The sequence below is a fragment of the bacterium genome (assembly GCA_021372775.1).
GTDB lineage: Bacteria > Acidobacteriota > Polarisedimenticolia > J045 > J045 > JAJFTU01.
This window is the reverse complement of record JAJFTU010000084.1, coordinates 1-26,141: the sequence shown is the minus strand read 5'-3', so window position 1 is coordinate 26,141 and position 26,141 is coordinate 1. Positions and strand designations below refer to the sequence as shown.

Annotated in this window: 22 protein-coding genes; 4 read left to right on the top strand and 18 right to left on the bottom strand. The window is 74.3% G+C overall.

The annotated features are described in order from the left end of the window. Positions 1-429: 429 nt before the first annotated feature. The 18 genes from LLG88_03185 to LLG88_03100 all read right to left on the bottom strand — a co-directional run bounded on the left by LLG88_03185 (position 430) and on the right by LLG88_03100 (position 20,669). Entirely contained in the window at positions 430-1,464 is a 1,035-nt protein-coding gene (locus tag LLG88_03185; GenBank protein ID MCE5245910.1) for a GGDEF domain-containing protein, read from the bottom strand. A 7-nt stretch (positions 1,465-1,471) separates the two neighbouring features. Next, the gene (gene ftsZ / locus LLG88_03180; protein ID MCE5245909.1) at positions 1,472-2,728 is read right to left on the bottom strand and encodes a cell division protein FtsZ; all 1,257 of its coding nucleotides are present in this window, start codon (positions 2,726-2,728) and stop codon (positions 1,472-1,474) included. A 103-nt stretch (positions 2,729-2,831) separates the two neighbouring features. Beyond that, entirely contained in the window at positions 2,832-4,082 is a 1,251-nt protein-coding gene (ftsA, locus tag LLG88_03175; protein ID MCE5245908.1) for a cell division protein FtsA, read from the bottom strand. A 3-nt stretch (positions 4,083-4,085) separates the two neighbouring features. Next, positions 4,086-4,904: an FtsQ-type POTRA domain-containing protein gene (locus LLG88_03170; GenBank protein MCE5245907.1), complete on the bottom strand. Its 819-nt coding sequence runs from the start codon at positions 4,902-4,904 to the stop codon at positions 4,086-4,088. Continuing rightward, positions 4,901-5,818 carry a UDP-N-acetylmuramate dehydrogenase gene (gene murB, locus LLG88_03165; protein MCE5245906.1) on the bottom strand — a complete coding sequence of 306 codons (918 nt, stop codon included), beginning with the start codon at positions 5,816-5,818 and terminating at the stop codon, positions 4,901-4,903. The genes LLG88_03170 and murB overlap by 4 nt, the downstream gene beginning before the upstream one ends. A 2-nt stretch (positions 5,819-5,820) precedes the next feature. Further along, positions 5,821-7,221: a UDP-N-acetylmuramate--L-alanine ligase gene (gene murC, locus LLG88_03160; GenBank protein ID MCE5245905.1), complete on the bottom strand. Its 1,401-nt coding sequence runs from the start codon at positions 7,219-7,221 to the stop codon at positions 5,821-5,823. Continuing rightward, complete coding sequence (gene murG, locus LLG88_03155) at positions 7,218-8,306, bottom strand: undecaprenyldiphospho-muramoylpentapeptide beta-N-acetylglucosaminyltransferase (protein MCE5245904.1); 1,089 nt, start codon at positions 8,304-8,306, stop codon at positions 7,218-7,220. Before murG ends, murC begins: the two co-directional genes overlap by 4 nt. Then, on the bottom strand, positions 8,296-9,432 hold the full coding sequence (locus tag LLG88_03150; protein MCE5245903.1) for an FtsW/RodA/SpoVE family cell cycle protein: 1,137 nt from the start codon (positions 9,430-9,432) through the stop codon (positions 8,296-8,298). The genes murG and LLG88_03150 overlap by 11 nt, the downstream gene beginning before the upstream one ends. Continuing rightward, positions 9,432-10,832, bottom strand: coding sequence for a UDP-N-acetylmuramoyl-L-alanine--D-glutamate ligase (gene murD, locus LLG88_03145; GenBank protein ID MCE5245902.1), 1,401 nt, complete (start codon positions 10,830-10,832; stop codon positions 9,432-9,434). The genes LLG88_03150 and murD overlap by 1 nt, the downstream gene beginning before the upstream one ends. Positions 10,833-10,869: 37 nt before the next feature. Then, positions 10,870-11,940 (bottom strand): phospho-N-acetylmuramoyl-pentapeptide-transferase, encoded by a 1,071-nt coding sequence (mraY, locus tag LLG88_03140; protein MCE5245901.1) that lies wholly within the window; start codon positions 11,938-11,940, stop codon positions 10,870-10,872. Next, on the bottom strand, positions 11,937-13,319 hold the full coding sequence (locus tag LLG88_03135; GenBank protein MCE5245900.1) for a UDP-N-acetylmuramoyl-tripeptide--D-alanyl-D-alanine ligase: 1,383 nt from the start codon (positions 13,317-13,319) through the stop codon (positions 11,937-11,939). Before LLG88_03135 ends, mraY begins: the two co-directional genes overlap by 4 nt. Next, on the bottom strand, positions 13,316-14,794 hold the full coding sequence (locus tag LLG88_03130; GenBank protein MCE5245899.1) for a UDP-N-acetylmuramoyl-L-alanyl-D-glutamate--2,6-diaminopimelate ligase: 1,479 nt from the start codon (positions 14,792-14,794) through the stop codon (positions 13,316-13,318). Before LLG88_03130 ends, LLG88_03135 begins: the two co-directional genes overlap by 4 nt. Continuing rightward, positions 14,791-16,578, bottom strand: coding sequence for a penicillin-binding protein 2 (locus LLG88_03125; protein ID MCE5245898.1), 1,788 nt, complete (start codon positions 16,576-16,578; stop codon positions 14,791-14,793). The genes LLG88_03130 and LLG88_03125 overlap by 4 nt, the downstream gene beginning before the upstream one ends. Then, positions 16,575-16,928, bottom strand: a complete 354-nt coding sequence (locus tag LLG88_03120) for a hypothetical protein (GenBank protein ID MCE5245897.1) — start codon at positions 16,926-16,928, stop codon at positions 16,575-16,577. Before LLG88_03120 ends, LLG88_03125 begins: the two co-directional genes overlap by 4 nt. Next, a complete protein-coding gene (gene rsmH / locus LLG88_03115) occupies positions 16,925-17,881 on the bottom strand; it encodes a 16S rRNA (cytosine(1402)-N(4))-methyltransferase RsmH (GenBank protein MCE5245896.1) in 957 nt (318 codons plus the stop codon). The genes LLG88_03120 and rsmH overlap by 4 nt, the downstream gene beginning before the upstream one ends. A gap of 4 nt (positions 17,882-17,885) precedes the next feature. After that, positions 17,886-18,326, bottom strand: coding sequence for a division/cell wall cluster transcriptional repressor MraZ (locus tag LLG88_03110; protein ID MCE5245895.1), 441 nt, complete (start codon positions 18,324-18,326; stop codon positions 17,886-17,888). 280 nt (positions 18,327-18,606) lie between these two features. Beyond that, entirely contained in the window at positions 18,607-19,968 is a 1,362-nt protein-coding gene (locus LLG88_03105) for an NAD-dependent succinate-semialdehyde dehydrogenase (protein ID MCE5245894.1), read from the bottom strand. Between the two features lie 47 nt (positions 19,969-20,015). Next, a complete protein-coding gene (locus tag LLG88_03100; protein ID MCE5245893.1) occupies positions 20,016-20,669 on the bottom strand; it encodes a 50S ribosomal protein L11 methyltransferase in 654 nt (217 codons plus the stop codon). A gap of 267 nt (positions 20,670-20,936) precedes the next feature. On the opposite strand from LLG88_03100, the gene LLG88_03095 reads away from it, so the two are divergent. The 4 genes from LLG88_03095 to LLG88_03080 all read left to right on the top strand — a co-directional run. Then, positions 20,937-21,581: a DNA-3-methyladenine glycosylase gene (locus LLG88_03095; GenBank protein MCE5245892.1), complete on the top strand. Its 645-nt coding sequence runs from the start codon at positions 20,937-20,939 to the stop codon at positions 21,579-21,581. Positions 21,582-21,729: 148 nt separating this feature from the next. Continuing rightward, positions 21,730-22,233 carry an NAD(P)H-dependent oxidoreductase subunit E gene (locus LLG88_03090; GenBank protein ID MCE5245891.1) on the top strand — a complete coding sequence of 168 codons (504 nt, stop codon included), beginning with the start codon at positions 21,730-21,732 and terminating at the stop codon, positions 22,231-22,233. A gap of 17 nt (positions 22,234-22,250) precedes the next feature. Next, on the top strand, positions 22,251-25,346 hold the full coding sequence (locus LLG88_03085; GenBank protein ID MCE5245890.1) for an FAD-dependent oxidoreductase: 3,096 nt from the start codon (positions 22,251-22,253) through the stop codon (positions 25,344-25,346). A 16-nt stretch (positions 25,347-25,362) separates the two neighbouring features. Continuing rightward, positions 25,363-26,141: 2Fe-2S iron-sulfur cluster-binding protein (locus LLG88_03080; protein MCE5245889.1), on the top strand; the 779-nt coding region annotated here is incomplete at its 3' end.

Here is a 26,141-nt window from a genome sequence, read left to right as displayed (position 1 = left end):
CAGGAGGGGCAGGGGTCCCACGGGCAGTAAGGCGGCGTCCAGGCCGGATCGGCGGGCCGGGGCTCGTCGAAGAAGGTGCAGGGGACGGTCTCGGGGCGTTTCACGCGGAGGGATGACGCAAGAACCGGGCCGCGGGGCGGGCGGGCGCGCAACGTCCGGCGGGCGAACGGGTTGGCCGCGGGGGACGGAGGCCGCCCGCGCCGGCTTCGTCCGCCGGCGGACGGAACGTCCGGACACCGTCCGGACAGACGCGCGGCGCCGGCCGCCCGCGGCGGGCGCAACAGGCTCGGCTTCACCGTGAAACGCCTGAGGGGGAGGGCGGCGGGTGTTGGGAAGTGGGTTCGCGGCCGGTCGGGAGGCCGGCCGGGGCGCGACATGCGCCTTTGGTGGCGGGATGGTGGTGCGTTCGTCCCGCCGGTCCCTTCCCCCTCAGGAAGCTCCTTCCTCGCGCGCGCGGAGCGCGGCTCCCGCGCCGCAGGCGGCGGCGGGGGCGCGCGCGGCGCGCGTCGCGGCGGCGACCTTTCCGTCGCCGGTCGATTTCTTCGCTTCGTAGAGCGCGGCGTCCGCGGCCTCGAGCAGGTCGGCCGCGCTTCCGACGCCGGGGGTCTCCATCACCGACGCCACGCCGCAGCTCAGCCCGACGCCGGCGTGCCGCCCGTCGGCGAGGAGCAGCGGGGCGTCGGCCAGCCGCGCGCGGACGCGCCGGGCGAACGTCGTCGCGTCCGCCAGCGCGGCGTGCGGCAGGAGCAGCGCGAACTCGTCCCCGCCGTAGCGGGCGACGATGTCGGTCGCGCGGGCGTGCGCCCGCAGGCGCTGGCCGATCTGGGCGAGGATCCGGTCCCCCGCGGGGTGGCCGTGCACGTCGTTGACGAGCTTGAAGCCGTCGAGGTCGGACATGACCAGCGAGAGGTGGGTCCGGTAGCGGTCGGCGCGCGCGTACTCCTCCTCCAGCCGCTCGCGGAAGCGGCGCGCGTTGACCAGTCCGGTGAGGTCGTCGGTCACCGCCAGCGCGGAGAGCCGTTCGTTCGCGCGGCGCAGCTCCCAGAGCTCGCGCTCCGCGCGCTCGCGCCGGTCGCGCCGGCGCAGCGCCGCGGCGAGCCGCGCGGCGAGCTCCATCGGTTCGGGCGCGGCGACGTCCGCGGCGCCGGCGTCGAGCCAGCCGGGGAGCGCGGCGGGATCGCGCCCCTCGGCCACCACGAGCACCGGCGTCCGGCCTTCGCCGCCGCCCTCGGCCGCGAGCGCGCCGAGCAGCGCCGGCAGGTCCACGCGGCGCGAGGCCGCGTGGGCGAGCACGACGTCGAACAGCTGCGCCCGCGCCAGGACCACGGCGGTCGCGTCGTCGTCCACTTCGACGACGGCGACCTCGTCGGCGCACGCCTTGCACGCGGCGCGGAGCGGCGCGAGCCGTTCCGCGTCGTCGGCGACGAGCAACGCCCGCCGCACGCGGCTGAGCGCCGACTTCATCCGCGGGTCAGTCCTGCGCCCGCCGCAGGAACGCCGGGATCTCGTAGTCGTTGCGCTGTTCGGGATCCACGTCGATGTGCGGGAGCTGGTTGTCGTCGCCGCCGAAGAGGGTCGCGTCCTCGAGCAGCGAGGGGCGCGCCTGCGGGATCAGCGGGCTCGGCGCCGCCGGGGCGGCCGCGGCCGCGGCGGGGGCGTCGGTCATCGGGCCGAGCAGCCGCTCGCGTTCCTCGAGCCAGCGGTTGCGGTCCGCGTCCTGCCAGGCGTCGGCGCGCTGCGCGCGCGGGCGCTCCTCGGAGCGGAACCCGGTGGCGATGACCGTGACCTTCACCTTCCCGGTCATCTCCTTCTTGCGCACGTAGCCCCACATGATCGTGGCGTCCGGGTCGGCCGACTCCTGGATGATCTGCGCCGCCTCGGAGACCTCGATCAGCGACAGGTCGTCGCCGCCGGTGATGTTGAAGATCACGCCCTTCGCGCCCTGGATCGTCGCGTCCTCGAGCAGCGGCGAGCTGATCGCCTGCTGCGCCGCCTCGACCGCGCGGTTCTCGCCGTCGGCGACGCCGGTGCCCATCAGGGCCATCCCCATTCCCTTCATCACCGTGCGCACGTCGGCGAAGTCGCGGTTGATCTCGCCGGTGGTGAGGATGAGGTCGGAGATCCCCTGCACGGCCTGGCGCAGCACGTCGTCGGCGGCGGTGAACGCCTGGTCGATCGTCGTGTTGCGGTCCACGGTGGCCAGCAGCTTGTCGTTGGGGATCGTGATCACCGTGTCGACCGACCGCTTCAGCTCCTCGAGCCCCGCGTTGGCCGACTGGCCGCGCTTGCGCCCCTCGAAGGCGAACGGCTTGGTGACGACGGCGACGACCAGCGCCCCCTGCTCCGCGGCGATCTGCGCGACGACCGGCGAGGCGCCGGTGCCGGTCCCGCCGCCGAGGCCGGTGGTGATGAAGATCATGTCGGCGCCGGCGAGCGCGTCGACGAGCCGCTGGCGGTCCTCCTCGGCCGACTCGCGCCCGACCGTCGGGTCGCCGCCGGTGCCGAGGCCGCGCGTCAGCTTCTGCCCGACCTGGATCGTCGCGTCGGCGCGGCTCACCGCCAGCGACTGCGCGTCGGTGTTGACGGCGATGAACTCGACGCCCTGCACCCCCGCGGCCACCATCCGGTTGACGGCGTTGTTGCCGCCGCCGCCGACCCCGACCACCTTGATCACGGCGCCCAACGGGCGCTCCGCCGCGACGACGCTGTCCGGCAGCGCCTCGTGCATGTCGTCCAGCGTGAACCTCAGCTTCGCGCCGGCTTTCTTGGTTTCGCTCATGTCCTTCTCTCCCGCATCCGAAGGCGTTTCGATCCTGTCCATCATTCAGACTTCAGAACATCTGCCCGAAGAAGTTCTTCACGCGGCGCGCGCCCCGGCGCATCCCGCCGAACAGCCCGCCGCCGCGCTCGCGCGACTCGGCGCGTTCGCGCCGTCCGCAGCGCAGCTCCCACAGCGCCAGCCCGATCGGCGTGGCGAAGGAAGGCTTGCGGGTCTCGTCGTCCAGCCCGTCCACCCCCTCCGGCGCGCCCGTGCGGACCGCCATGCCCAGCTTCTGCTCCGCGACGTCGAGGATCCCCTCCAGCTCCGCCGTCCCGCCGACCAGCACCGCGCCGGCGCGCGCCCGGCCCCCGAGGCCGAAGCGGTCGATTCCGCCGCGCACCTTCTCGAAGATCTCCTGCACCCGCGGCCCGACGATCTGCGCCAGCACCGAGTTCGGCACGAGGCGCGGACCGGCGCCGCCGACCGAGGGAATCTCGATCGACGTCGCCTCCTCGTCGGCGAGCGGCGTCGCCCGCGCGAACTGCTGCTTGATCGTCTCCGCCGACGGCGCCGGCGTGCGCAGGCCGATCGAGATGTCGTTCGTGACCAGGTCGCCGGCGATCGGGATCGAGCCGGTGTACCAGAGCGCGCCGCGCTCGAAGAGCGCGACGTCGGTCGTCCCGCCGCCGACGTCGATCAGGAAGACCCCCTGGTCCTTCTCCTCGGCGGTCAGCGCCGCCTCGGCCGCGGCGAGCAGCGGGAAGACGAGCGTGCTCACGCCGACCGGGGCGCGGTTGAGCGCCGTCACGACGTGCTGCGCCGTCTGCTGCGGCACCGTCACGACGTGCACCGAGGCCTCGAGCCGCGAGCCGGTCATCCCGACCGGATCCTGGATCCCCTCCTGCCCGTCGAGCGTGTACTCCTGCGGCAGCGTGTGGAGGATCGTCTGGCCCGAGGGGATCTGCACCGCGCGGACCGTCTCCAGAACCTTCTCCAGGTCCTTGCGGGAGACGATGGCGTCGCGCCCCGCGACCTTGACCACGCCGCGCGAGGTGAACGAGCGCGCCTGCGCGGCGGGGATCGTCGCGACGAGCGACTCGATCTGGCGGCCCGAGGTCTGCTCCGCCTCGCCGATCGCCCCCTTGATCGAGCCGATCAGCGCCTCGAGGTTGACGATCACGCCCTTGCGGATCCCTTCGGTCCGCTTCTCGCCGACGCCGAGCAGCTCCAGCCGCTCCGGGCCGGCGATTTCGGCGACGACGCAGCGGCAGCGGTGCGTGCCGAGGTCGATCGCGGCGATCATTTCAGGATTCTTGGCCATGCGTCACTCCGTTTGCGTCGCGTCCCCGGGGGCGTCCGGCGCGGGAACGATCGTGAGGCGGTGCTCGAAGCGCAGGTCCACCGAGCCTCCCGGCGCGGCGGACGCGACGCGGTCCTTCATCGCGAACAAGGTCTTGAGGTTCTTTCCCGGATCGGCGCGGTCGAGCCAGAGCGCCGGGGCGTCCTTGCCGGGCCGCATCACGATGCGGTCCTTCGGCGTCAGGTCGATCGTCGTGCCGTCCGGCGGCGCGCCGCCGATCGCCTTCTCCAGCGCGAGCACGGCCTGCACCGCCGGCAGGTCGGCGGCGTCGAGCCGCGCCGAGCCGGAGAGGGTGACGAGGCCGCGCAGCTCGGGGAGCTGCGCGTCGCCGGGAAGCGGCCGCGCCGAGCTGAAGATCGCCCCTTCGTCGTCGACCAGGCAGTCGCGCCCGGCGATCGAGGCCCGCCCGACCGCGCGGCGCTCGCGCACCACCGCCTCGAGCCGGTCGGGGAGGCGGCGGGCCAGCCGCGCCTCGCGCACGCCGGGGATCCGCGCCACCTGGCGCCGCGTGTCCTCGAGGTCGAGCAGCAGGATCGGCTGGCCGACGTTGCGGACGAGCAGCGGGCGGAAGTCGTCCTGCGTCAGCCGCTGCGTGCCGCGCACGTCGATCGCCCGCACCCGCAGCCACGGCGAGAGCGCCGCCTCGCGCGCGATCAGCGCCGCGCCGACGAGCCCCGCGGCGAGGCCGCAGAAGCCGAGCGCGACGAGCCAGCGCGGCCGGCGGGCCGGCGCGCGGCGCTTCCCCTTGCGCTGGCGGCGGATGGCTCCGAGCTCGGCGGTCACGGCTCGTCCCTCCACACCTCGACCTCGAGCCGCGGCGGCTCGCCGACCGCGGCGGTCATCCGCGCGGTCAGCAGGTCGATCAGCGCCAGCACGTCCGCGGCGCGCGCGGCGCCGCGGTTGACGATGAAGTTGCCGTGGAGCCGCGAAACCTCGGCGTCGCCGACCGCGGTCCCCTTGAGGCCGAGGTCGTCGATCAGCTTCCCCGCGGGCAGGCCGGGGTAGTTGGCGAAGACGCAGCCCGCCGAACGCTCGCGCACCGGCTGCGTCGCCTGGCGGCGGCGGCGGTACTCCAGCGCCCGCGCCTCGATCGCCGGCGGATCGTCGCGCCGCAGCGCGAGCGTCGCGCCGAGCGCCAGCAGCCGCTCGCGGCCGACGACGCTCGCCCGGTAGCCGAAGTCCCCTTCGGCGACCGCGCGCCGCGCGACGACGCCCGCCGCGTCGGCGACGAGCAGCTCGCGCGCCACGGCGCCGAAGCTCGAGCCGTGCGCGCCGGCGTTCATCTTGAGCGCGCCGCCGAGCAGCGCCGGAATCCCCTCGGCGAACTCGAGGCCGGCGAGGCCGCGCCGCCGGGCCCAGCGCGCGAGCCCCGGCACCGGCGCCCCGGCCGGCGCTACGACCATCTCGCCCGGGAGCTCCTCGACGTCGCCGCGCAGGTCGGCCGTCGCCACGACGGCGGCCTTGATCCCCTCGTCGGCGACGAGCAGGTTGCTGCCCGCGCCGAGGAACTTCACCGGCAGCGGCAGCCGCGCCAGCTCCGCGGCGAGCCGCGCCGCCTTCTCCGGCGCGTCGGGGAAGAAGACGAACTCGGCCGGCCCGCCGATCTTGATCCAGGTGTACGGGGCCAGCGGGGCGCGCTCCGCGACGCGCACGCCGAGATCGGCGGCGAGTTGTCGGTACTGAGCGCCCGCGTCCATCGTCACTTCCCCTCGTTTCCCCGCGGCGCGCCGCCGAGCGCGGCGAGGATCTCCTCGCCCGCGCGCCCGACGTTGCCCGCGCCCAGCGTCAGCGCCACGTCGCCCGGCCGCAGCGACGCGACGAGGGCCTTCACCGCCTCGGGGAGCGGGCCGGCGGCGCGGACGTGGCGATGCCCGCGGCCGGCGAGCGCGGCGGCCAGCGCCTCGCTCGTCGCCCCCTCGATCGGCCGCTCGCCGGCGGGGTAGACGTCGGCGAGCACGACCTCGTTGGCGTCCATGAAGCTGCCGGCGAAGTCGTCGAACAGGTCGGCGAGGCGCGTGTAGCGGTGCGGCTGGAAGAGGACGACGATCCGCCGCTCCCCGACCGCCTCGCGCAGCGCGCGCAGCGTCGCCTGGATCTCCCGCGGGTGGTGGCCGTAGTCGTCCACGACCAGCACGCCGTTCGCCTCGCCCTTGCGGTGCATCCGCCGGTCGGCGCCGGGGAAGTCCTCGAGCGCCGCGGCGGCGACCTTCAGCGAGAGCCCCAGCTCGTCGGCCACGCCGAGCGCGGCGAGCGCGTTGCGGACCTGGTGCCGGCCCGGCGTCGCCAGCCGCACCGGGGCGATCGCCTCGTCGCCGCGCCGCACCTGGAACGTCGTGCTGAACCCCTCGCCGACGATCTCCGTCGCCCGCAGGTCGGCCTGCGTCGTCAGGCCGTAGGTGACGACGCGCCGGTCGAGGCGGGGGAGGATCGAGCGCACGCCGTCGTCGTCGAGGCAGGCGACGACCGCGCCGTAGAACGGCACCTTGCCGCAGAACTGGACGAAGGCGTCCTTCAGCCGCTCGAAGTCGCCGTAGTGGTTCATATGCTCGCGGTCGATCCCCGTGACCACGGCCCACGTCGGGAAGAGCCGCAGGAACGAGCCGTCGCTCTCGTCCGCCTCGGCGACGAGCAGATCGCTCTGGCCGAGCCGCGCGTTGCTGCCGAGGATCGAGAGCCGCCCGCCGATCACGATCGTCGGGTCGAGGCCGCAGCGGGTCAGCACCGTGGCGATCATCGAGGTCGTGGACGTCTTGCCGTGCGAGCCGGCGACGGCGGCGGAGTGCTTCATCCGCATCAGCTCGCCGAGCATCTCGGCGCGCGGGATCACCGGCACGCGCAGCCGCAGCGCCTCCTGCCGCTCCGGGTTCGACTCCGGAATCGCGGTGCTGAGCACGACGACGTCGGCGCCGTGCACCAGCGCCGGATCGTGCCCCGCGACGACGCGGGCGCCGAGGGCGGCGAGCCGCTTCGTGGCGTCGTTCTCGTGGGCGTCGGAGCCGGTCACGACGTAGCCGAGGTTGAGCAGCACCTCGGCGATGCCGCACATGCCGGAGCCGCCGACGCCGACGAAGTGGATCCGGCGGACACGTCCGAGCTTCATGGGCGCTTCCTCCCCCGGGCCAGCTCCTCGGCGAGGTCGGCGGCGCGGGCGGCGGCGTCGGGATGGGCCGCGGCGCGGGCGGCGGCCGCCATCGCGGCGAGACGGGACGGATCGCGGGCCAGGGCGCCGACTTCGGCGGCGAGGCGCTCCGGCGTCAGCTCGCGCTGGTCGAGGGCGATCGCCGCGCCGCGCGCCGCGAACGCCTCCGCGTTGGCCTTCTGGTGGTCGTTCGCCGCGAACGGGAACGGCACGAGCAGCGACGGGCGCCCGGCCGCGGCGAGTTCGGCGACGGTGGTGGCCCCGGCGCGGGCGACGACGAGGTCGGCCGCGGCGAGGCGGGCCGGCATGTCGTCGAAGAACGGCCGCACGTCCGCGTCCACGCCCGCTTCGCGCGCGGCGGCGGCGACCTTGTCCCGGTCGTCGGCGCCGGTCTGCAGCGCGAAGCGCAGGCCGGAGTCCTTGAGCAGCGGCAGGGCGCCGATCCACGCCTCGTCGAGCGCGCGGGCGCCGCGGCTGCCGCCGAAGCCGAGGACCAGCCGCGCCGGCCCTTCGGCGCGCGGCGGGATCGCGGCGACGTCGTCCCGCACCGGGTTGCCGGTGACGACGACGCGGCACTTCAGGTCGCCCGCGCTCTCGGCGAAGGCCGCCGCGGCGGCGTCGGCGAAGCGCGACAGCCAGCGGTTCGTCGCCCCGGCCACCGCGTTCTGCTCGAGGATCATCGTCGGCGTGCCGAGCAGCCGGCCGGCGAGAAGCGCGGGGCCGGAGGCGAAGCCGCCGACGCCCACGAGAAGCAGCGGACGGCGCCGCGCGAACCGCGCGCCGAGGCGCAGCGTGGCGATCGTCGCGCGCGCGGCGGCGGCGATCCGCGCCGCGGCGCCGAGGCGCGCCATCCCCGAGAGGCGCAGCGCGAGCAGCGGGAAGCCGTCCTGCGGCACCAGCCGCTCCTCGAGCCCGCCGATCGCGCCGATCCACTCCAGAGGGCGCGCCGGGTCGCGGCGCCGCAGTTCGCGCGCCACCGCGAGGCCGGGGAAGACGTGCCCCCCCGTGCCGCCGCCGGCGAAGACGATCGCGCGCTCAGCAGCCATACGGCCTCCGGCGCAGCGAGACGTTGAGCAGCAGGCCGGCCATCGCGCAGGAGACGATCAGCGACCAGCCGCCGGTGGAGAAGAACGGCAGCGTCAGTCCCTTCGTCGGCAGGATCCCGGCGACGACCCCCATGTGGCAGAGCGCCTGGCCGGAGAGCATCCAGGTCGCGCCGATCGCGATCAGCCGGCCGAGCTCGTCCTGCGCGTCGTCGGCGACCTTGAGGCCGCGCCAGGCGAGGATGAGGAAGGCGGCGATCAACGCCAGCGCGACGAACAGCCCCAGCTCCTCGGCGATCACGGCGAAGATGAAGTCGTTGTCCGCCTCGGGGAGGAAGAACGCCTTCTGCGTCGAGGCCCCGAAGCCCTTCCCGGCGACGCCGCCCGAGCCGATCGCGAGCAGCGACTGCCGCAGCTGGTAGGGGATCTCGCTCATCCCCTCGGGGGAGAAGCCGAGCGCCTTGGTGAAGCCCATCACGCGGCCGACGCGGTACGGCTCGAGGATCACCGCGCCGATCCCGCCGAGGAGCCCCGCGCCGAGCAGCGTGCCGATGTGCTTGAACCGCGCGCCGGCGGCGAGGCAGAGGATGATCGTCGTGAGGAACATCAGCACCGGCGTGCCGAGGTCCTTGCCGACCAGCACGAGGCCGCCGATCACGCCGGCCACCGCGAGCGGCCGGACGAGCCCGCGCACCGTCTCGATCTCGCGGTCGGCGTGGGCGATCGTCGCCGCGACGAGCAGCACGAGGACCGCCTTCGCCGGCTCCGACGGCTGGAGGCTGAAGCGGCCGATGTGGATCCAGCGGTGCGTGTTCCCGACGGCCGGGCAGACCAGCGCGAGGACCAGCAGGAAGCAGATGCCGATCAGCATCGTCCAGGCGAGGCCGCCGCGGGCGAAGCGCCGGTAGTCGGGGAGCATCGTCAGGATCATCACCAGCACGCCGAGGCCGAGATGGACGAACGAGCGGACGATGCCGCCGGGAAGCAGGCCGCGGGCGTTCACCGCCTCCGTGAAGACGCGCGCCGAGCCGGAGACCACGACCCCGGCCACGGCGAGGATGATCGCCAGGACCATGATCGTCAGGTCGGGCCAGCGGAGGCGCGACGGCTCCTGCACGGCGACGGCCATCAGGCGCCCTCCTCGGCGAAGCCGCGCACGAGCGCGGCGAAGGCGGCGCCGCGGGCGGCGTAGCCGTTGAAGGCGTCGAACGAGGCGCAGGCGGGGGAGAGGAGCACGACGTCGCCGACGCGCGCCGCGTCGCGCGCGGCGCGGGCGGCGTCCTCCATCGACGCCGCGCGGCGGACGTCGCCGAACCCGGCCCGCTCCAGCGCGGCGGCGACGACCGGCCCGGCCTCGCCGAAGGTCAGCGCCGCGGCGCCCGCCTCGGCGAGCGCGGCGGCGAGCGGCGCGAAGTCGGAGTCCTTGTCGCGGCCGCCGAGCAGCACGTGGATCCGCGCGCCGGGGCGGATCGTCTCCCGCACCGCGGAGAGCGCCTCCAGCACGGAGCCGACGTTCGTCGCCTTGGAGTCGTCCACGTAGCGCACGCCGCCGACCTGCGCCGCTTCCTGCAGCCGGTGCGGCAGCGCCTTGAAGGCCAGCGTCGCCTTGCGGACCGCCTCCAGCGGCGCGCCGACGGCGCGGCAGGCGGCCGCGGCGGCGAGGATGTTGATCCGGTTGTGGCGGCCGGGGATCGGCAGCTCGGCGCACGTCGCGAGCGTCTCCTCGCGGCCGCCGACGCGCAGCAGGAGGCGGTCGCCGACGACGCAGCCGCCGGCGTTCACCTCGCGCCGGGCCGAGACCTCGAGGACCGGCCCTTCGGCGCGCGCCGCGAACTCGGCGACGAGCGGGTCGTCCACGCAGAGCACGAGCGGCGCGCCGGGACGGCGCAGGTCCGCGATCAGCTCCTTCGCCGCGCGGTAGGCGGCGAACGAGCCGTGCCGGTCGAGATGGTCGGCCTGCACGTTGAGCAGCACGGCGGCCGAGGCGGTCAGCTCGTGCGTGATCTCCAGCTGGAAGCTCGACAGCTCGGCGGCGTACCAGCGGCCGGGGTGGTCCCCCTGCGCCGCGTCGCAGAACGGCACGCCGAAGTTGGCGCAGGGCACCCCTTCGCGTCCCGCGGCGCCGAGCATCGCCGCGGCGAGCGCGGTCGTCGTGCTCTTGCCGTTGCTTCCCGTGACCGCGATCACCCGCCCGCCGACGATCGGCGCGACGAGGTCGATCTCGGAGCAGATCACGACGCCGCGCTTCCGCGCCGCGGCGAGCTCCGGCAGGTCGGTCGGCACGCCGGGGGCGAGGACGATCAGGTCGGCGGCGGCGAAGAGCGCGGGGTCGTGGGCGCCGCAGCTGAGCTGCACGCCCGCCGAGCCGAGGAGCTGCACTTCGCGCGGCAGCTTCTCCAGCGGCGCGCGGTCCACGGCGACGACCTTCGCCCCCCACGAGAGGAGGCGCCGCGCCGCGGCCAGGCCGGAACGCCCGAGGCCGACGACGAGCACGGTCTTGCCGCGCAGCCGCTCCGCTTCCGGACTCAACGTTCCATCCTCGCGCTCCGCTCCATCGTCCTTCTCCTCAGCGCAGCTTCAGCGTGGCCACCGCGCTGAGCGCGAACAAAACGGCCAGGATCCAAAAGCGGATGACCACCTTCGTCTCCGGCCAGCCGCCGAGTTCGAAGTGGTGGTGCAGCGGGGCCATGCGCAGGACCCGCTTGCCGGTCAGCTTGAACGAGGCGACCTGGGCGATGACCGAGAGCGCCTCCATCACGAACAGCCCGCCGACGAGGACGAGCAGGATCTCCTGCTTGGCGAGGACCGCCGTCGCGCCGAGGGCGCCGCCGAGCGCCATCGAGCCGCAGTCCCCCATGAAGACCTCGGCGGGATGGCAGTTGAACCAGAGGAACCCGATCGCGGCGCCGAGACCGGCGAGGAGGAAGACCGTCAGCTCGCCGGCGCCGAGGACGAACGGGATGCCGAGGTAGTGGGCGATCCGCGCGTGGCCGGCGCCGTAGGCGATGACGCTGAAGGTCGCCATCGCGATCCCGGTCGAGCCGATCGCCAGCCCGTCGAGGCCGTCGGTGAGGTTGACCGCGTTGGCCGCGCCGACCATCACCAACATCGCGAACGGAATCCAGAGGAAGCCGAGGTCCGGGCTGTTCTTGAAGAACGGCACGGTGAGCTTCGTCGAGAAGCCGACGCGGTAGAGGGCGCCGCAGATCACGCCGGCGAGGACGAACTGCCAGAGCAGCTTGCCGCGCGCCGAGAGCCCCTTGCTGTTCTTGAACTTCAGCTTGAGCAGGTCGTCGGCGAGGCCGATCAGGGCGAAGCCGGCGGTCGCGCCGACGGCCGCCCAGACGAAGGCGTTGTCGAGGTCGGCCCAGAGGAGCACCGGAACGAGCCACGCGGCGAGGATCATGATCCCGCCCATCGTCGGCGTGCCGCGCTTGCTGAAGTGGGACTGCGGCCCGTCCTCGCGCACCATCTGCCCGTACTGCCGCCCGCGCAGCCAGCGGATCAGCGGCCCGCCGACGACGAAGGAGACGAGGATCGCCGTCACCGCGGCGAGGGCCGAGCGGAACGTGATGTAGCGGAAGACGTTCAGCGGCGAGAAGTACTCGCGCAGCGGGAACAGCAGGTGGTACATCATTCGCCTTGCCTCCCGCCCAGCGCGGCCTCCGCCGCGTCGCGCACCTGTTCGAGCGCGACGCCGCGCGATCCCTTGATCAGGAGCAGGTCGTCGTCCCGCAGCGCCTTGCCGATCTCCGCCGCCGCGGCCTCGGCGTCGGGGAAGACCCGCGCGTCGGCGAGCCCGGCCTCGGACGCGCCGCGGACCGTCTCCGCGGCGAGCGGGCCGACGGCCCACAGCAGGCCGATTCCGGCGCGCGCGGCGGCGCGGCCGACGGCGCGGTGCAGCTCCGGCGCGAACTCGCCCAGCTCGAACATGTCGCCGAGGACGGCGAAGCGGCGGCCGTTCCACGAGGCCTTGGCGACCTCGGCCAGCACCGCCTCCATCGCCCCCGGATTCGCGTTGTAGATCTCGTCGATCAGCGCGACGCCGCGGAACAGGCGGAGCACGCGGCCGCGCCCCGGCTGCTGCTCGACGGCGGCGAGGCGCGGCGCGGCCTCGGCGATCGGCACGCCGGCGGCGCGCGCGGCGCCGAGCGCGGCGAGCGCGTTCAGCGCGGCGTGGCGGCCCCACAGCGCGAGCCGCACGTGCGTCCCCGCGACGACGAACGACGCGCCGCGGACGATGTCCCCCTCGAGGCGTTCGGCGACGAGGTCGGCGCCCGGTTCGAGGCCGAAGCGCACGACCTTGCAGCGCAGGCGCGCGAGGTGCGGCGCGAGCTCGGGGGAGGCGGCGTCCACGACCGCGGCGCCGTCGTCCGGGAGCTCCTCGAGCAGCTCGGCCTTCGCCGCGGCGATCGCCTCCTTGCTGCCGAGGAAGCCGATGTGCGCCGTGCCGACGTTCGTCACGACCCCCACGTCCGGGCGGGCGATGCGCGCGAGGCGCGCGATCTCGCCGGCGTGGTTCATCCCCATCTCCAGCGCCGCGGCCTCGACGCCGTCCTCGAGCCGCAGCAGCGAGAGCGGGAGGCCCCACTGGTTGTTGAGGTTGCCGCTCGTGCCGCCGACGCGGAAGCGCGCGGCGAGCGCGGCGACGGCCAGCGCGCGGGTCGTCGTCTTGCCCGCGCTGCCGGTGACGCCGACGACGCGCAGCGCGCGGCGCTCCCGCTCGTCGGCGGCGAGGCGGCCGAGCGCCTCGGTCGCGTCGGCGACGCGGACCACCGCGACGTTCGCCGGCGCCGGCGCGTCGCGCGAGACGACGACCGCCGCGGCGCCGCGCTCGGCGGCGGCGGCGACGAAGTCGTGGCCGTCGCGCGTTCCGCCGACGACGGCGAAGAAGACGTCTCCCGGTTCGAGCGTGCGGGTGTCGATCGACGCGCCGCGCGCGGGAACCCCGGCGCCCGGCGCGGCGAGCGTTCCGCCGCAGGCCGCGGCCAGCTCGAGCGGCGCGCGCGCGATCATCGGCGGAACCCCCGCGCGGCGAGCGCGGCGCGCACGACCTCGCGGTCGTCGAAGTGCCGCTTGGCGCCGCCGGCGTCCTGATAGGTCTCGTGCCCCTTGCCGGCGACGAGCACCGCGTCCCCGGCCTCGGCCTCGGCCACGGCGCGGACGATCGCCGCCTCGCGGTCGCCGATCCGCTCGACGCGCGCCGCGGCGCCTTCGAGGCCCGCCAGCACGCCGCGCGCGATCAGCTCCGGATCCTCGCGCCGCGGATTGTCGTCGGCGACGATCGCGTGGTCGGAGAGGCGGCCGGCGATCCGTCCCATCTCCGGGCGCTTGTAGGCGTCGCGTTCGCCGCCGCAGCCGAAGACGACGATCACGCGCCCCTTCGTCACGCGGCGCAGAAGCTCCATCGTCCGTTCCAGCGCCTCGGGGGTGTGCGCGTAGTCCACGATCGCGGCGAACGGCTGGCCGGCGTCGATCGACTCCCAGCGGCCGGCGACGGTCGGCGCGGCGGCGGCGCCTTCCGCGGCGCGGCGCGGGTCGGCGCCGAGCGCGGCGGCGACCGCGACGGCGAGGGCGACGTTGCGCGCGTCCCACGGGCCGGGGCGCGAGGTGCGGAGATCGGCGCGGAAGCCGCGGGGGCCGAGCAGCGCGAAGCGCGCGCCGCGCGCGTCGGCGACGTGCCCGGCGACGCGCCAGTCGGCGTCGTCCGACTCGCCGAACGTCGCGACCGGGCCGCGCGCCGCGGCGCGGAACGAAGGCGCCCACGGATCGTCGGCCGGCAGGAAAACCGGCGCGCCTTCCGGCGCCTCGGCGAAGAGGATCCGCTTCGCCGCGGCGTAATGCTCGACGTCGCCGTGCAGGTCGAGGTGGTCGTGCCCGAGGCCGGTCAGCGCCGTCGCGGCGAACTTCATCCCGCGCGCGCGGTCGGCGACCAGCGCCGCGCTCGAGACCTCGATCGCCGCCGCGCCGCAGCCGTCGTTCGCGGCGCGGTCGAGGAACGACCAGAGCGCCGGCGCCTCGGGGGTGGTGAGCGACGCCGGCTCGGCGAACGTGCGGCCGCGCTGGCCGTTGGTGCCGCCGACCGCGCAGAAGACGCCGTCCGCCGCGAACGCCGCGGCGATCATGTGCGTCGTCGTCGTCTTGCCGTTCGTGCCGGTGACGCCGACCAGCTTGAGCCGCTCGTCCGGGGCGCCGTGGAGGCGGCGGCAGACGAGCGCCAGCGCGGCGCGCGGCGCTTCGGCCTCGACGTAGGGAACGTCCGCGGGGAGATCCGCGGGACGCGGCGGCGCGCCGAGCGCGGCGACGGCGCCGCGGGCCGCGGCCTCGGCGGCGAAGCGGCGGCCGTCGACGACGCTGCCCGGCAGCGCGGCGAACAGCGCGCCGGGGCCCGCCTCGCGCGAATCGACGACGACGCGCTCGATCGACACGTCGGCCCCGCCGGCGCAGGTCACGCCGGGGAGTCCTTCGGTCAATGCGCGCAGCGTCGTCACCCGCGTTTCCCTCCGCGTCCGGCCGCGGCCGAAGCGTCGCTTTTGGCCTGTTGCGCCTTCACCGGCGCGTCCACCGCGGGCGGCATGTAGTAGTCCGGCTCAACGTGCAGCAAGCGGAGCGTTTCCGCCATCACGTCGGCGAACGCGGGCGCGGAGACCGCGCCGCCCGTGCGTCCGCCTTCCATCGGCTCGTCGAGGCTGATCGTCACGACGGCCGCCGGATTCTCCAGCGGCGCGAAGCCGGCGAAGGTCGAGATGTTCTTCGTCTTGTCGTAGTGGCCGCCGACGAGCTTCTCCGCCGTGCCGGTCTTGCCGGCGACGCGGTAGCCGTCCACCGCCGCCTTGTGGCCGGTGCCGCCGGGGCCCTCGACGACGCCGAGCATCCAGAGCGCGACCTGCCCCGCGGCTTCCTCGGAGACGACGCGCTGCGACGGCGCGGGGCGCGTCTCGTGCCACTGCCCGTCGGGGCTGCCCCAGGCGCGGGCCACGTGCGGCTGCACGCGCACGCCGCCGTGGGCGATCGTCGCGTAGGCCTGCGCGAGCTGCATCGTCGTCAGCATCAGCGAGTGGCCGAAGGCGATCACGTCCCGGTCGGTGCCGTGCCACTGCTTCCACGAGGCGAGCCGCCCGCCGTTCTCCGCCGGCAGGTCCACGCCGCTGCGGGCGCCGAGGCCGAGTCCGGTCAGCGTCGTGTAGAGCTGCTCGCCGGTGAGGCGCTGCGCGAACTTGGCGATGCCGATGTTGCTCGAGTAGGCGATGACCTCGGCGATCGTCAGCGTGCCGTGGGGGTGGGAGTCGGAGATCGTCCACTTCCCGCGCTTCCAGTGGCCGGCTTCGCAGTAGACCGTGTCGCCGTAGCCGACCTTGTGGTACTCGGCGAGCGCCGTCGCGGTCAGCGGCTTCATCACCGAGCCCGGCTCGAACGGCCACTCGATCGCCCGGTTGCGCAGCAGCTCCTGATCGACCTGATTGAACTTGTTCGGGTCGTAGGCGGGGTAGTTGGCGAGGGCGAGGATCTCGCCGGTCCCCGGATCGACGACGATCCCCTGCGCCGACTTCGCCGAGTGCTCCTCGACCGCCTGCTTGAGCGCGGCCTCGAGCTTCTCCTGGATGCGGATGTCGATCGTCAGCATCAGCGACGAGGCGGAGGCGGGGCAGGCGCTGCCGCCGCGGCCGCCGAGCTGCTGGCGCCGCGCGTCGGTGGCGCGCAGCACGCGCGTCTCGCCGGAGCGCAGCAGGTGGTCGTAGGTCTTCTCGACCCCTTCGGCGAGCGACTCGTCGAGCGTGACGAAGCCGAGCACGTGCGCGGCGAGCTCGCCGTGCGGGTACATGCGGCGGAAGCCGGGGCCCCAGTGGAGGGCCTCGGCCGGCACGATCTTCTTCGCGGCGAGGTCGTTCACCGCGGCGACGATCTGGTCGTCGCAGTCGCGGCGGACGAGCAGCCAGCGGGCCATCGCCCGCTTCGTCAGGCGCCCCGGGACGCCGGCCGCCTCCTCGAGCCGCGCCAAGCCGGACTGCGAGATCTTGCGCGGCTCGATCGCCAGCACCTGGATCGGCACGCTCGTCGCGAGCAGCCGCCCGTGGCGGTCCACGATGTCGCCGCGCGGACCGGGGATCTCGACCATGTCCTCGGCCTGCGCGCGGGCCATGCCGTCGAGGGCGTGGTGCTCGACGACCATCAGCTGCGAGAGCCGCAGGCCGACGGCGATCCCGCCGCAGAGCAGCAGGATGCCGATCCAGTGCGTCCGCGAGGGGCGCGGGAGGTGGAGGCGGGGGAGGATCATTGCGTCCCCCCCGCGGCCGGCGTGGCGGTCCGCAGCTGGCCGTCGGCGCTCTGCGCGGGATCGACCGGCTGCAGCCCGAGCCGCTCCGCCTCGGCCCGCAGCCGCTCCGGCGCGGTCAGGCGCGCCTTGTCGGCGAGCAGGCGGCGGCGCTCGAAGCGCGCGTCCACGATCTTCCGCTCGAGCTGCGAGATCTCGTAGCGCGTCTTGACGTTCGAGACCTGCACGACGACGAAGACGAGCAGCGGCAGCACGGCGAAGAGACAGGTCAGCGTCGTCGTCAGCAGGCGGCCGACGACGCGCGGATGGGCGCTGACGAGCGAGCGGTTGACGACGCCGGCCGGGAGACTCATCGCCGCGTCCCCCAGCGCAGGCGCGCCGACCGGGCGCGCGGGTTCTCGAGCGCCTCTTCGTCGCTCGTCTTGACGGCGCGCCGCTCCGGCATGTCGAGCAGCTGCGTCGCGCCGCAGGTGCACGGATCGCCGCGCCGGCAGCGGCACGGCTCGGCGAGGCGGCGCAGCGTCCGCTTGGCGATCCGGTCCTCGAGGCTGTGGAAGGCGATGACCGCGATCCGCCCGCCTTGCGGCAGCATCCGGACCAGCGCCTCGATCGCCGCGTCGAGCCCTTCGAGCTCGTCGTTGACGGCGATCCGCAGCGCCTGGAAGACGAGCGTCGCCGGATCGATCCGCTGGCGGCCGCGCGGCGGCAGCGTCTCGCGCACGAGGCGGGCCAGCTCGGTCGTGGTGCGGATCGGCGCGCGGCGGCGCGCGTCGCAGAGGGCGCGGGCCAGCTTGCGCGCGCCGGGAAGCTCGCCGTGCTCCTCGAAGATCCGCGCCAGCTCCGGCTCCGCGGCGCGGGCGAGGATGTCCGCGGCGGTGCGGCCCGGCGCGTCGGCGTCGAACCGCATGTCGAGCGGCGCGTCGAAGCGGTGCGAGAAGCCGCGCGTCGGGTCGTCGATCTGGTGCGAGCCGAGGCCGAGGTCGAGCAGCGCCGCGTCGGGCGCCGCGAAGCCGCGCTCGGCGAAGATCCGCGGGGCCTCGCGGTAGTCGTCGTGGATCAGCTCGGCGCGCGCGCCGAACGGGGCGAGGTTCCGCGCGGCGACGGCGAGCGCCCGCGCGTCGCGGTCGAAGCCGACGACCCGCCCGAACGGCGCGGTCAGCTCCAGCCAGCGCGCGGCGTGGCCGCCGAGCCCGACGGTCCCGTCGAGCAGCACCTTCCCCGGTCCCGGGTCGAGCGCCTCGAGGGTCTCGGCCGCCAGCACCGGCCGATGGGTTGGAACAAAGTCCGCCACGGCCGCCTCCCGCATCGCCTCACAGCCCCAAGGCGGCCAGCTGGGCCAGATCTTCCTTGGAGACCGTGGGCGGCTGGCCGCGGAACAGCGCGTGGTCGCACAGTTCCAACGTGTTCTGGCGGCCGAAGACGGAGGCCTCGCCGTCGAGGTGGGTCGCTTCGCGCAGGCTCGGATGGACGAGCAGCCGGCCGGCGGCGTCGAGCTGGGTTTCCTTGCCCCAGTAGTTGACGGTTCTGAGATAATTCTCGAGCGCCGGGTTGGTGCGGGGCAGGGCGGCGATCTTCCGCTCGTGCTCCTCCCAGACCGGCAGCGGGTAGACCTGCACCATCTTGCCGTCGAGCGAGGTGACGAAGATGCGGCGCTCCGGTCCGCACAGCTCGAGGAACTGGTCGAGGAACTCGGCGGGGACCTTCACCCGGCCTTTCTCGTCCACCCTCGCTGTGGCGTGGCCACGCAGCATCGACGGCTCCCGAATCCGGCGCCTCCGTCGCGCGACCGGCCGCCGCGAAGGCGGCGCGACGCTCGGTGGAGGTGACCACTAAAAAGGCGGGACGGCTGCGGCCGCTTCCCATGGTCGGCCGGGCCATTACCTCCCACCTTCTCCCACTTCTTCCCACCGGAATGGTAGGGAGAGCCCCCCACGGTGTCAAGAGGCCGACAAGAAACTATTTGAAAACGGGCAGTTTGCGTCTCGCCGACGCTTTCGCGTCACTTGCGATCCGCGGCCGCGCGGGGACGGATCAGGCGATGACGATCGTCTTGATGTTGACGAACTCCCGGATCCCCTCGCGCCCCAGTTCCCGGCCGTAGCCGGACCGCTTGACGCCGCCGAACGGCAGCCGCGGATCCGACTTGACCATCCCGTTGACGAAGACCGCCCCCGCCTCGAGGCGGGCGGCGAACCGCCCCGCCGCGCCGACGTTCCGCGACCAGACCGAGGCGGCGAGGCCGTAGGCGCTGTCGTTGGCGAGGGCGAGCGCCTCGTCCTCGTCCGCGACGGCGATCACCGGCGCGACCGGGCCGAACGTCTCCTCGCGCAGCACCGCCATCTCCGGCCGCACGTCGGCGAGGACCGTCGGGGCGTAGAAGAAGCCGCGCCGTTCCAGCCGCTTCCCGCCGACGAGGACGCGGGCCCCCGCCTCGCGGCTCTCGCGCACCTGCCGGTCGAGGGCGAGCAGCAGGTCCTCGCGGGCCAGCGGGCCGACCTCGGTCTCCGGGTCGAGCGGATCGCCGACCTTCGCCGCGGCGACGTGGCGCACCAGCGCCTCGGTGAACCCCTCCGCCGCCGCCTCGGCGACGATGAACCGCTTCGCCGCGACGCAGCTCTGCCCGGAGTTGATCAGGCGGGCCTGGGCGGCGACGCGCGCCGCGGCCTCGACGTCGGCGTCGGCGAGGACGATGAACGGGTCGGAGCCGCCGAGCTCGAGGACCGTCTTCTTGATCCGCGCCCCGGCGCGCGCGGCGACGCCCGCGCCGGCGGCCTCGCTGCCGGTGAGGGTCGCGGCGGCGACGCGCGGGTCGTCCACCAGCCGCTCGGCCGTCTCCGCGTCGATCAACAGCGCGGAGAAGACGCCGGCGGGGAAACCGGCGCGGGCGAAGATCTCCTCGATCGCCAGCGCGCAGCCGGGGACGTTCGAGGAGTGCTTGAGCAGGACGACGTTCCCCGCGGCGAGCGTCGGCGCGGCGGCGCGGAAGACCTGCCAGTAGGGGAAGTTCCACGGCATCACGGCGAGGACGACGCCGAGCGGGTCGAAGCGGACGTACGAGACGCGCGCGTCGCCGGCGACCGTCTCCGGGGCCAGCATCTCCGCCGCGTGGTCGGCGTAGTGGCGGGCGACGAGCGCGCACTTGTCCACCTCGGCCAGCGCCTGCGCGATCGGCTTGCCCATTTCGCTCGTGATCAGGTGCGCGAAGCGCGCCCGCTCCTCCTCGAGGATCCGCGCCGCGGCGCCGAGCCGCGCCGTCCGCTCGGCGAGCGGGACGAGGCGCCAAGCGCGCGCCGCATGGTCGGCGGCGACGAGGCGGTCTTCGAGATCTTCGGCGGCGAGGGGAGCGTGCTCCGACAGGAGCTCGCCGGTGGCGGGGTTGATCGCGCGCAGCATCGCGTCCGTCTCCTCCGGGGCGTGGATCCCGAGTCGGCCGCGGCCGCTCAGGCCTCCTCCCCCAGCAGTTCCAAGACGGCCGTCTCGCGGCTCGTCCGGCTCTCCAGTTCGTAGGTCGTCGGCGCGACGAAGCGCGCCAGTTCGCGCACGCCGCCGCGCGGCGCGTAGTTGCGGCCCGGCTCGCCGACGAGGACGAGCTTGCCGGCGCGGACCCGTCCGCGCAGCCAGCTCAGCAGACGCCCGGCGAGCGGCTGCTCGTAGCACATGTCGCCGACGAGGAAGACGTCGATCTCCGGCAGCTCGCGTCCGACGACGTCCTCCACGGCGACCTCGAGCGCGACGTCGTTGAGCGCGGCGTTCGCGGCGGCGGCCGCGCCGGCCAGCGGATCGACGTCCACCGCGACGACGCGGCGCGCGCCGGCCTTCGCGGCGGCGATCGCGACCAGGCCCGAGCCGGCGCCGAAGTCGAGCGCGGCGCGGCCGCGCACCAGTTCGGGGCGATCGAGGACGTGGCGCGCGAGCCCTTGTCCGCCGACCCACGGGAAGGCCCAGAACGGCGGCGGCGTGTTCGTGCGGCCGCTCGCGGCCTCGATCGCTTCCCACAGCGGCGTGATCTCTTCCGCGAGGCGCAGACGGATCTCCGGCACGAGCGGCGGCGCCGCCGGGGTCGTGGTTTCCGCGATGAACGCCTCGAGGTTCATGGGACGACATTGTGCCCGCCGCGTCCGGCTTTCGCTTGCGTTGGTTTGCGGGGGCCCTTGCGGTCGGGGCGCGCACGGTGAAGCCGAGATTGTTGCGGCGGCCGAACGAGGTTGCGCGGCCGGCCGGCGCGCGTCGCCGGCGACGGCGGGAAGGCGATTCCGGTCCTTTCGCCCGCGGCTCCGAGTCGCAAACGCCTACTGATTCGCCGGACCGTTCCCCGTGCAACAATCTCGGCTTCACCGTGCGGGGATGGGGATAATCGGGGCATGGACGTGGACGGAGAGGACGCGCGGGCTTTCGTGGAGGCGCTGGGGGCGCCGCTGCCGCGTGAGTTCTACGCGCGCGACGCGGTGCGTCTGGCGCGGGCCCTGCTTGGCAAAGTCCTCGTGCGGCGCGCGCCGGACGGCGTCGTCGCCGGACGGATCGTCGAGGTCGAGGCGTACCGCGGGCCGCAGGACCTCGCCGCGCACACGGCGCGCGGGCGGCGCACGCCGCGCAACGAAGTCATGTGGGGAGAGTGCGGCCGCCTCTACGTCTACTTCGTCTACGGCATGCACTGGTGCGCCAACGTCGTCGCCGCCGCGCCGGAGAAGCCGGAGGCGGTGCTGCTCCGCGCGGTCGAGCCGCTGGCCGGCGCGGCGACGATGCGCGCGCGGCGCGCGCGGAAGGTCGCCGACGCGCGCCTCGCGAGCGGCCCCGCGAATCTCTGCCGCGCCTTCGCGATCGACCGCGCGCTCAACGGCGCCGACCTGCTCGTCGGCGAGGCGACGATCCACGAGGGGCCGCGCGCGAGCCGCCGGCCGATCGAGTGCGCGCCGCGCATCGGGGTCGATTACGCGGGAGCGTGGGCGGCGTTGCCGTGGCGCTTCTTCTTCGCGGATTCGCCTTCGGTTTCGGCGCCCGCGCGCTGACGTTCCTTCGCGGCGCGGCGACTGATATTCCGCGGGGGCCTCTTCCCGTCGGCGCAAACCCCTATCCTTCGCGATTCTCCTTGTGGCGTGTCCGCGCACCCCTCGTACTTTCCAGTTAGTTCGGGGCTAGCTCCGATCAGGAGGCGTTATGCGCGAGTCCGTCGAACGGGCCTGCGCGTGCGGCGAGGAGACGGAGGAGCAAAAGCTGGCCCGGGTGGCGGCGATCGTCGACGAGTTCAAGCCGCGGGCCGGAAACCTCATCCAGATCCTGCACCTCGCGCAGGGTGCTTACGGCTACCTGCCCCTCGATCTCCAACGGTTCATCGCCGACCGTCTCGATCTCCCCTGGGCCGAGGTCACCGCCGTCTCGAGCTTCTACTCGTTCTTCTCGACGCGGCCCCGGGGACTCCACACGGTGCGGGTCTGCCTCGGCACGGCGTGCTACGTGCGCGGCTCGACGAAGATCCTCCGCCGGCTCGAGGAGACGTTCGGCGTCGCGGCGGGCGAGACGACGCGCGACCGGCTCTGCACACTGGAGGTCGTGCGCTGCATGGGCGCCTGCGGCTTGGCGCCCGCCGTGATGGTCGACCAGTCGGTCGTGCGGCAGGTCAACCCGGACCGGCTGCAGCGCGTGCTCGAACTGCTGCACTGACGCCAAGGGAGGTCGCCATGGCCGATGGCCGGATCGCGACGGTCGAGGACCTCGAACGGAGAAAGCGCGCCCGCCTGGACGCGGTCGCCGCCGCGCCGCGGCGTCTCCTGCTCTGCGCCGGCGCCGGGTGCGTGTCGGCGAAGTGCTTCGCGGTGCGGGACGCCGTCGCCGCGGCGCTGCGCGCGGCGGGGCTGGCGGGGACGATCCCGCTCGACGAGACCGGCTGCCTCGGCGCCTGCGCCAAGGGGCCGACGCTGGTCGTCGAGCCGGACGGCGTTCTCTACGTCGCGCTCAAGCCGGAGGACGCGGCGAAGATCGTCCGCGGCCACCTCATCGGCGGCGAGATCCAGCGCGCGTTCTGCTGGAAGGACGACCGCACCGGCGAGCCGGTCCCGCTGCTCAAGGACATCCCGTTCTTCAACCGCCAGACGCGCGTCGTCACCGCGCGCTGCGGCTCGATCCCGCACTCCTCGCTCGACGCCTACATCGGCGAGGACGGCTACTTCGCGCTGCACAAGGCGCTCTCCGCGATGACGCCGGAGGGCGTCGTCGCCGAGATCAAGCGCTCCGGCCTGCGCGGCCGCGGCGGCGCGGGCTTCCCCACCGGCCTGAAGTGGGAGGCGGGTCGGACGCAGCCGGGCGACGAGAAGGTCGTCGTCTGCAACGCGGACGAAGGGGATCCCGGCGCGTTCATGGACCGCTCGGTGCTCGAGGGGGATCCGCACGCCGTGCTCGAGGGGATGATGATCGCGGGGCGGGCGATCGGCGCCGCGCGCGGCTACGTCTACGTGCGCGCCGAGTACCCGCTCGCCGTCGAGCGTCTCTCGGCCGCGATCGCCGTCGCCCGCGAGGCCGCCCTCCTCGGCGCGGACATCCTCGGCCTCGGCTTCTCCTTCGACGTCGAGATCCGGATCGGCGCCGGCGCCTTCGTCTGCGGCGAGGAGACGGCGCTGATGGCCTCGATCGAGGGGCGGCGCGGCGAGCCGCGGCAGCGGCCGCCGTTCCCGTTCCAGCGCGGCGTCTTCGGCCGGCCGACGATCATCAACAACGTCGAGACGCTCGCCGCCGTGCCGACGATCATCCGCCGCGGCGGGGACTGGTTCGCCTCGATCGGCGCGCCGAAGAGCAAGGGGACGAAGGTCTTCGCGCTCGCCGGCGACGTCCGCCACACCGGCCTCGTCGAGGTCGCGATGGGGACGACGCTCGGCGAACTGCTCTTCGACATCGGCGGCGGGATGAAGAGCGGCAAGCCGTTCAAGGCGGCGCAGACCGGCGGCCCCTCCGGCGGCTGCCTGACGCGCGCCCACCTCGACGCGCCGCTGGAGTTCGACTCGCTCGCCGCGCTCGGCACGATCATGGGTTCCGGCGGGCTGATCGCGATGGACGAAGACACCTGCATGGTGGACGTCGCCCGCTTCTTCCTCGACTTCGTGCAGGACGAGTCGTGCGGCAAGTGCACCCCCTGCCGGATCGGCACGCGGCGGATGCTGGAGATCCTCGAGCGGATCACGCGCGGCGAGGGACGTCCCGCGGACCTCGAGCTGCTGCGCGAGGTCGGCGAGGTCGTCAAGGACACCGCGATCTGCGGCCTCGGCCAGACCGCCCCGAACCCGGTGCTGAGCACCGTGCGCCACTTCGCTGACGAGTACCGCGAGCACATCGAGGACCGCTTCTGCCGCGCCGGCGTCTGCGCCGAGCTGTTCCTCTCCCCCTGCCAGAACGCCTGCCCCGCCGGGGTCAACGTTCCCGGCTACGTGGCGCTGATCGCCGCCGGCCGGCCGCGCGACGCCTACGACCTCGTGCGCCAGGAGAACCCGTTTCCCGGCATCTGCGGGCGGGTCTGCACGCATCCCTGCGAGGCCAAGTGCCGGCGCGGGCAACTCGACGAGCCGCTCGCGATCTGCGACCTCAAGCGGTACGCGGCCGACGTCGCGGAGCGTGAGGAGCGCCCGCGGATGGAGCTCGTCTTCCCGAAGAAGGACAAGTCGGTCGGCGTCGTCGGCGCTGGGCCGTCGGGGCTGACCTGCGCCTACTACCTCGCCCGTCTCGGCTACGACGTGACGGTCTACGAGGCGCACTCCGTCGCCGGCGGGATGCTCGCGGTGGGGATCCCGCAGTACCGCCTGCCGCGCGAGGTGCTCGACCGCGAGATCCGCGCGATCGAGGCGGTCGGCGTGAAGATCGAACTCGGCGTCGAGGTCGGCCGGCAGCTCTCGTTCGAGGACCTGCGCCGCCGCCACGACGCGATCTACATCGGCGCCGGGACGCAGTACCCGAACAAGATGGACATCCCGGGCGAGGCGCTCGGCGGCGTCTACCACGGGCTCGACTTTTTGCGCGACGTCGCGCTGCGCCGCGACGTGAGGGTCGGCCGCGAGGTGGTGGTGATCGGCGGCGGCAGCACCGCGTTCGACGCCGCGCGCACCGCCCTGCGGCTCGGCGCGGAGAAGGTCACGGTCCTCTACCGCCGGCAGGTCGAGGACATGCCGGCCGATCCGCGCGAGATCGCCGAGGCGCGCGAGGAGGGGATCGAGATCGCGCCGCTCGCCGCGCCGCTGGAGTTCGTCGGCGAGGACGGGCGGGTGACCGCGGTGCGGGCGCGGCGGATGGCGGTGCGCGGCTTCGACGACCGCGGGCGCCGCCGGCCGGTCGCGGCGGACGAGGAGTTCCTCGTGCCGGCGGACATGGTCATCCCGGCGGTGAGCCAGCACTTCGACCTGCCGTTCGTCGAGAAGGACGAAGTGAAGGTCTCGCGCTTCGGCACGCTCGAGGTCGATCCGCGGACCCGCATGACCTCGCTCAAGGGGGTCTTCGCCGGCGGCGACGCCGTGCGCGGGCCGGACGTCGTGATCCAGGCGATCGCCGACGGCAAGGAGGCGGCGCGGCGGATCGACGCCTTCCTCGGCGGGACGGGGAAGCTCAACAAGGGCGAGCCGATCGAGATCCCCAAGCCGTCGCCGGACCAGCTCGAGGTCGTCGAGCACGAGCGGTTCGCCATGCGCTTCCGCCCGAGCGAGGAACGGACGAAGGACTTCGAGGAGGTCGCGCTCGGCTTCCACCGGCTGAACGCGATCGCCGAGGCGATGCGCTGCCTGCGCTGCGACCTGCGGTGAGAGGGGAGGGCGGACGATGCCGACGGTGCGCCTGACGATCAACGGCCGGACGGTCGAGGCCGCTCCCGGCGCCTCGGTCCTCGAGGCGGCGCGGGCCAACGACGTCCACATCCCGAGCCTCTGCTTCATGGAGGGGCTGACGCCGGCGGGCGCCTGCCGCCTCTGCGTCGTCGAGGTCGAGGGGGCGAAGACGCTCCAGGCCTCGTGCGTGACGGAGGTCCGCGAGGGGATGGTCGTCAAGACCGACACGCCGCGCGTGCGGCGCGCCCGGCGGATGCTGCTCGAGCTGCTCCTCTCCGACCATCCGCGCGACTGCCTGCGCTGCGCCCGCAACCAACACTGCGAGCTGCAGAGCCTCGCCGAGGCGATCCTGCCCGGCGAGGACCGCTTCGAGGCGCCGCCGCCCGCGCGTCCGGTGGACGACAGCTCGGCGTGGCTCGTGCGCGACGCGGCGAAGTGCGTCCTCTGCCGCCGCTGCGTCGCCGTCTGCGACGACGTGCAGGAGGTCGGGGCGATCGCCGTGCAGAACCGCGGCTCGCGCTCGATCGTCGCCGCGGCGGGGGAGCTGCCGCTGGCCGACGTCGCCTGCGCCGCCTGCGGGCAGTGCACCTTGGTCTGCCCGGTCGGCGCGCTCGCCGAGAAGGACGCGCTCGAGGCGGTGTGGGACGCGCTCGCCGATCCGCGCAAGCGGGTCGTCGCGCAGACCGCGCCGGCGATCCGCGCCGCGCTCGGCGAGGAGTTCGGCTTCCCGCCGGGCACGTGCGTCACGGGCAAGATGGCCGCGGCGCTCCGCGC

Coding starts and splice junctions, on each gene's coding strand:
- LLG88_03185 (MCE5245910.1), bottom strand. CDS start 1,464: ATGAAGTCGGCGCTCAGCCGCGTGCGGCGGGCGTTGCTCGTCGCCGAC.
- ftsZ (MCE5245909.1), bottom strand. CDS start 2,728: ATGCACGAGGCGCTGCCGGACAGCGTCGTCGCGGCGGAGCGCCCGTTG.
- ftsA (MCE5245908.1), bottom strand. CDS start 4,082: ATGGCCAAGAATCCTGAAATGATCGCCGCGATCGACCTCGGCACGCAC.
- murB (MCE5245906.1), bottom strand. CDS start 5,818: ATGGACGCGGGCGCTCAGTACCGACAACTCGCCGCCGATCTCGGCGTG.
- murC (MCE5245905.1), bottom strand. CDS start 7,221: ATGAAGCTCGGACGTGTCCGCCGGATCCACTTCGTCGGCGTCGGCGGC.
- murG (MCE5245904.1), bottom strand. CDS start 8,306: ATGGCTGCTGAGCGCGCGATCGTCTTCGCCGGCGGCGGCACGGGGGGG.
- LLG88_03150 (MCE5245903.1), bottom strand. CDS start 9,432: ATGGCCGTCGCCGTGCAGGAGCCGTCGCGCCTCCGCTGGCCCGACCTG.
- mraY (MCE5245901.1), bottom strand. CDS start 11,940: ATGATGTACCACCTGCTGTTCCCGCTGCGCGAGTACTTCTCGCCGCTG.
- LLG88_03135 (MCE5245900.1), bottom strand. CDS start 13,319: ATGATCGCGCGCGCGCCGCTCGAGCTGGCCGCGGCCTGCGGCGGAACG.
- LLG88_03125 (MCE5245898.1), bottom strand. CDS start 16,578: ATGATCCTCCCCCGCCTCCACCTCCCGCGCCCCTCGCGGACGCACTGG.
- LLG88_03120 (MCE5245897.1), bottom strand. CDS start 16,928: ATGAGTCTCCCGGCCGGCGTCGTCAACCGCTCGCTCGTCAGCGCCCAT.
- rsmH (MCE5245896.1), bottom strand. CDS start 17,881: ATGCGGGAGGCGGCCGTGGCGGACTTTGTTCCAACCCATCGGCCGGTG.
- LLG88_03110 (MCE5245895.1), bottom strand. CDS start 18,326: ATGCTGCGTGGCCACGCCACAGCGAGGGTGGACGAGAAAGGCCGGGTG.
- LLG88_03105 (MCE5245894.1), bottom strand. CDS start 19,968: ATGCTGCGCGCGATCAACCCCGCCACCGGCGAGCTCCTGTCGGAGCAC.
- LLG88_03100 (MCE5245893.1), bottom strand. CDS start 20,669: ATGAACCTCGAGGCGTTCATCGCGGAAACCACGACCCCGGCGGCGCCG.
- LLG88_03095 (MCE5245892.1), top strand. CDS start 20,937: ATGGACGTGGACGGAGAGGACGCGCGGGCTTTCGTGGAGGCGCTGGGG.
- LLG88_03090 (MCE5245891.1), top strand. CDS start 21,730: ATGCGCGAGTCCGTCGAACGGGCCTGCGCGTGCGGCGAGGAGACGGAG.
- LLG88_03085 (MCE5245890.1), top strand. CDS start 22,251: ATGGCCGATGGCCGGATCGCGACGGTCGAGGACCTCGAACGGAGAAAG.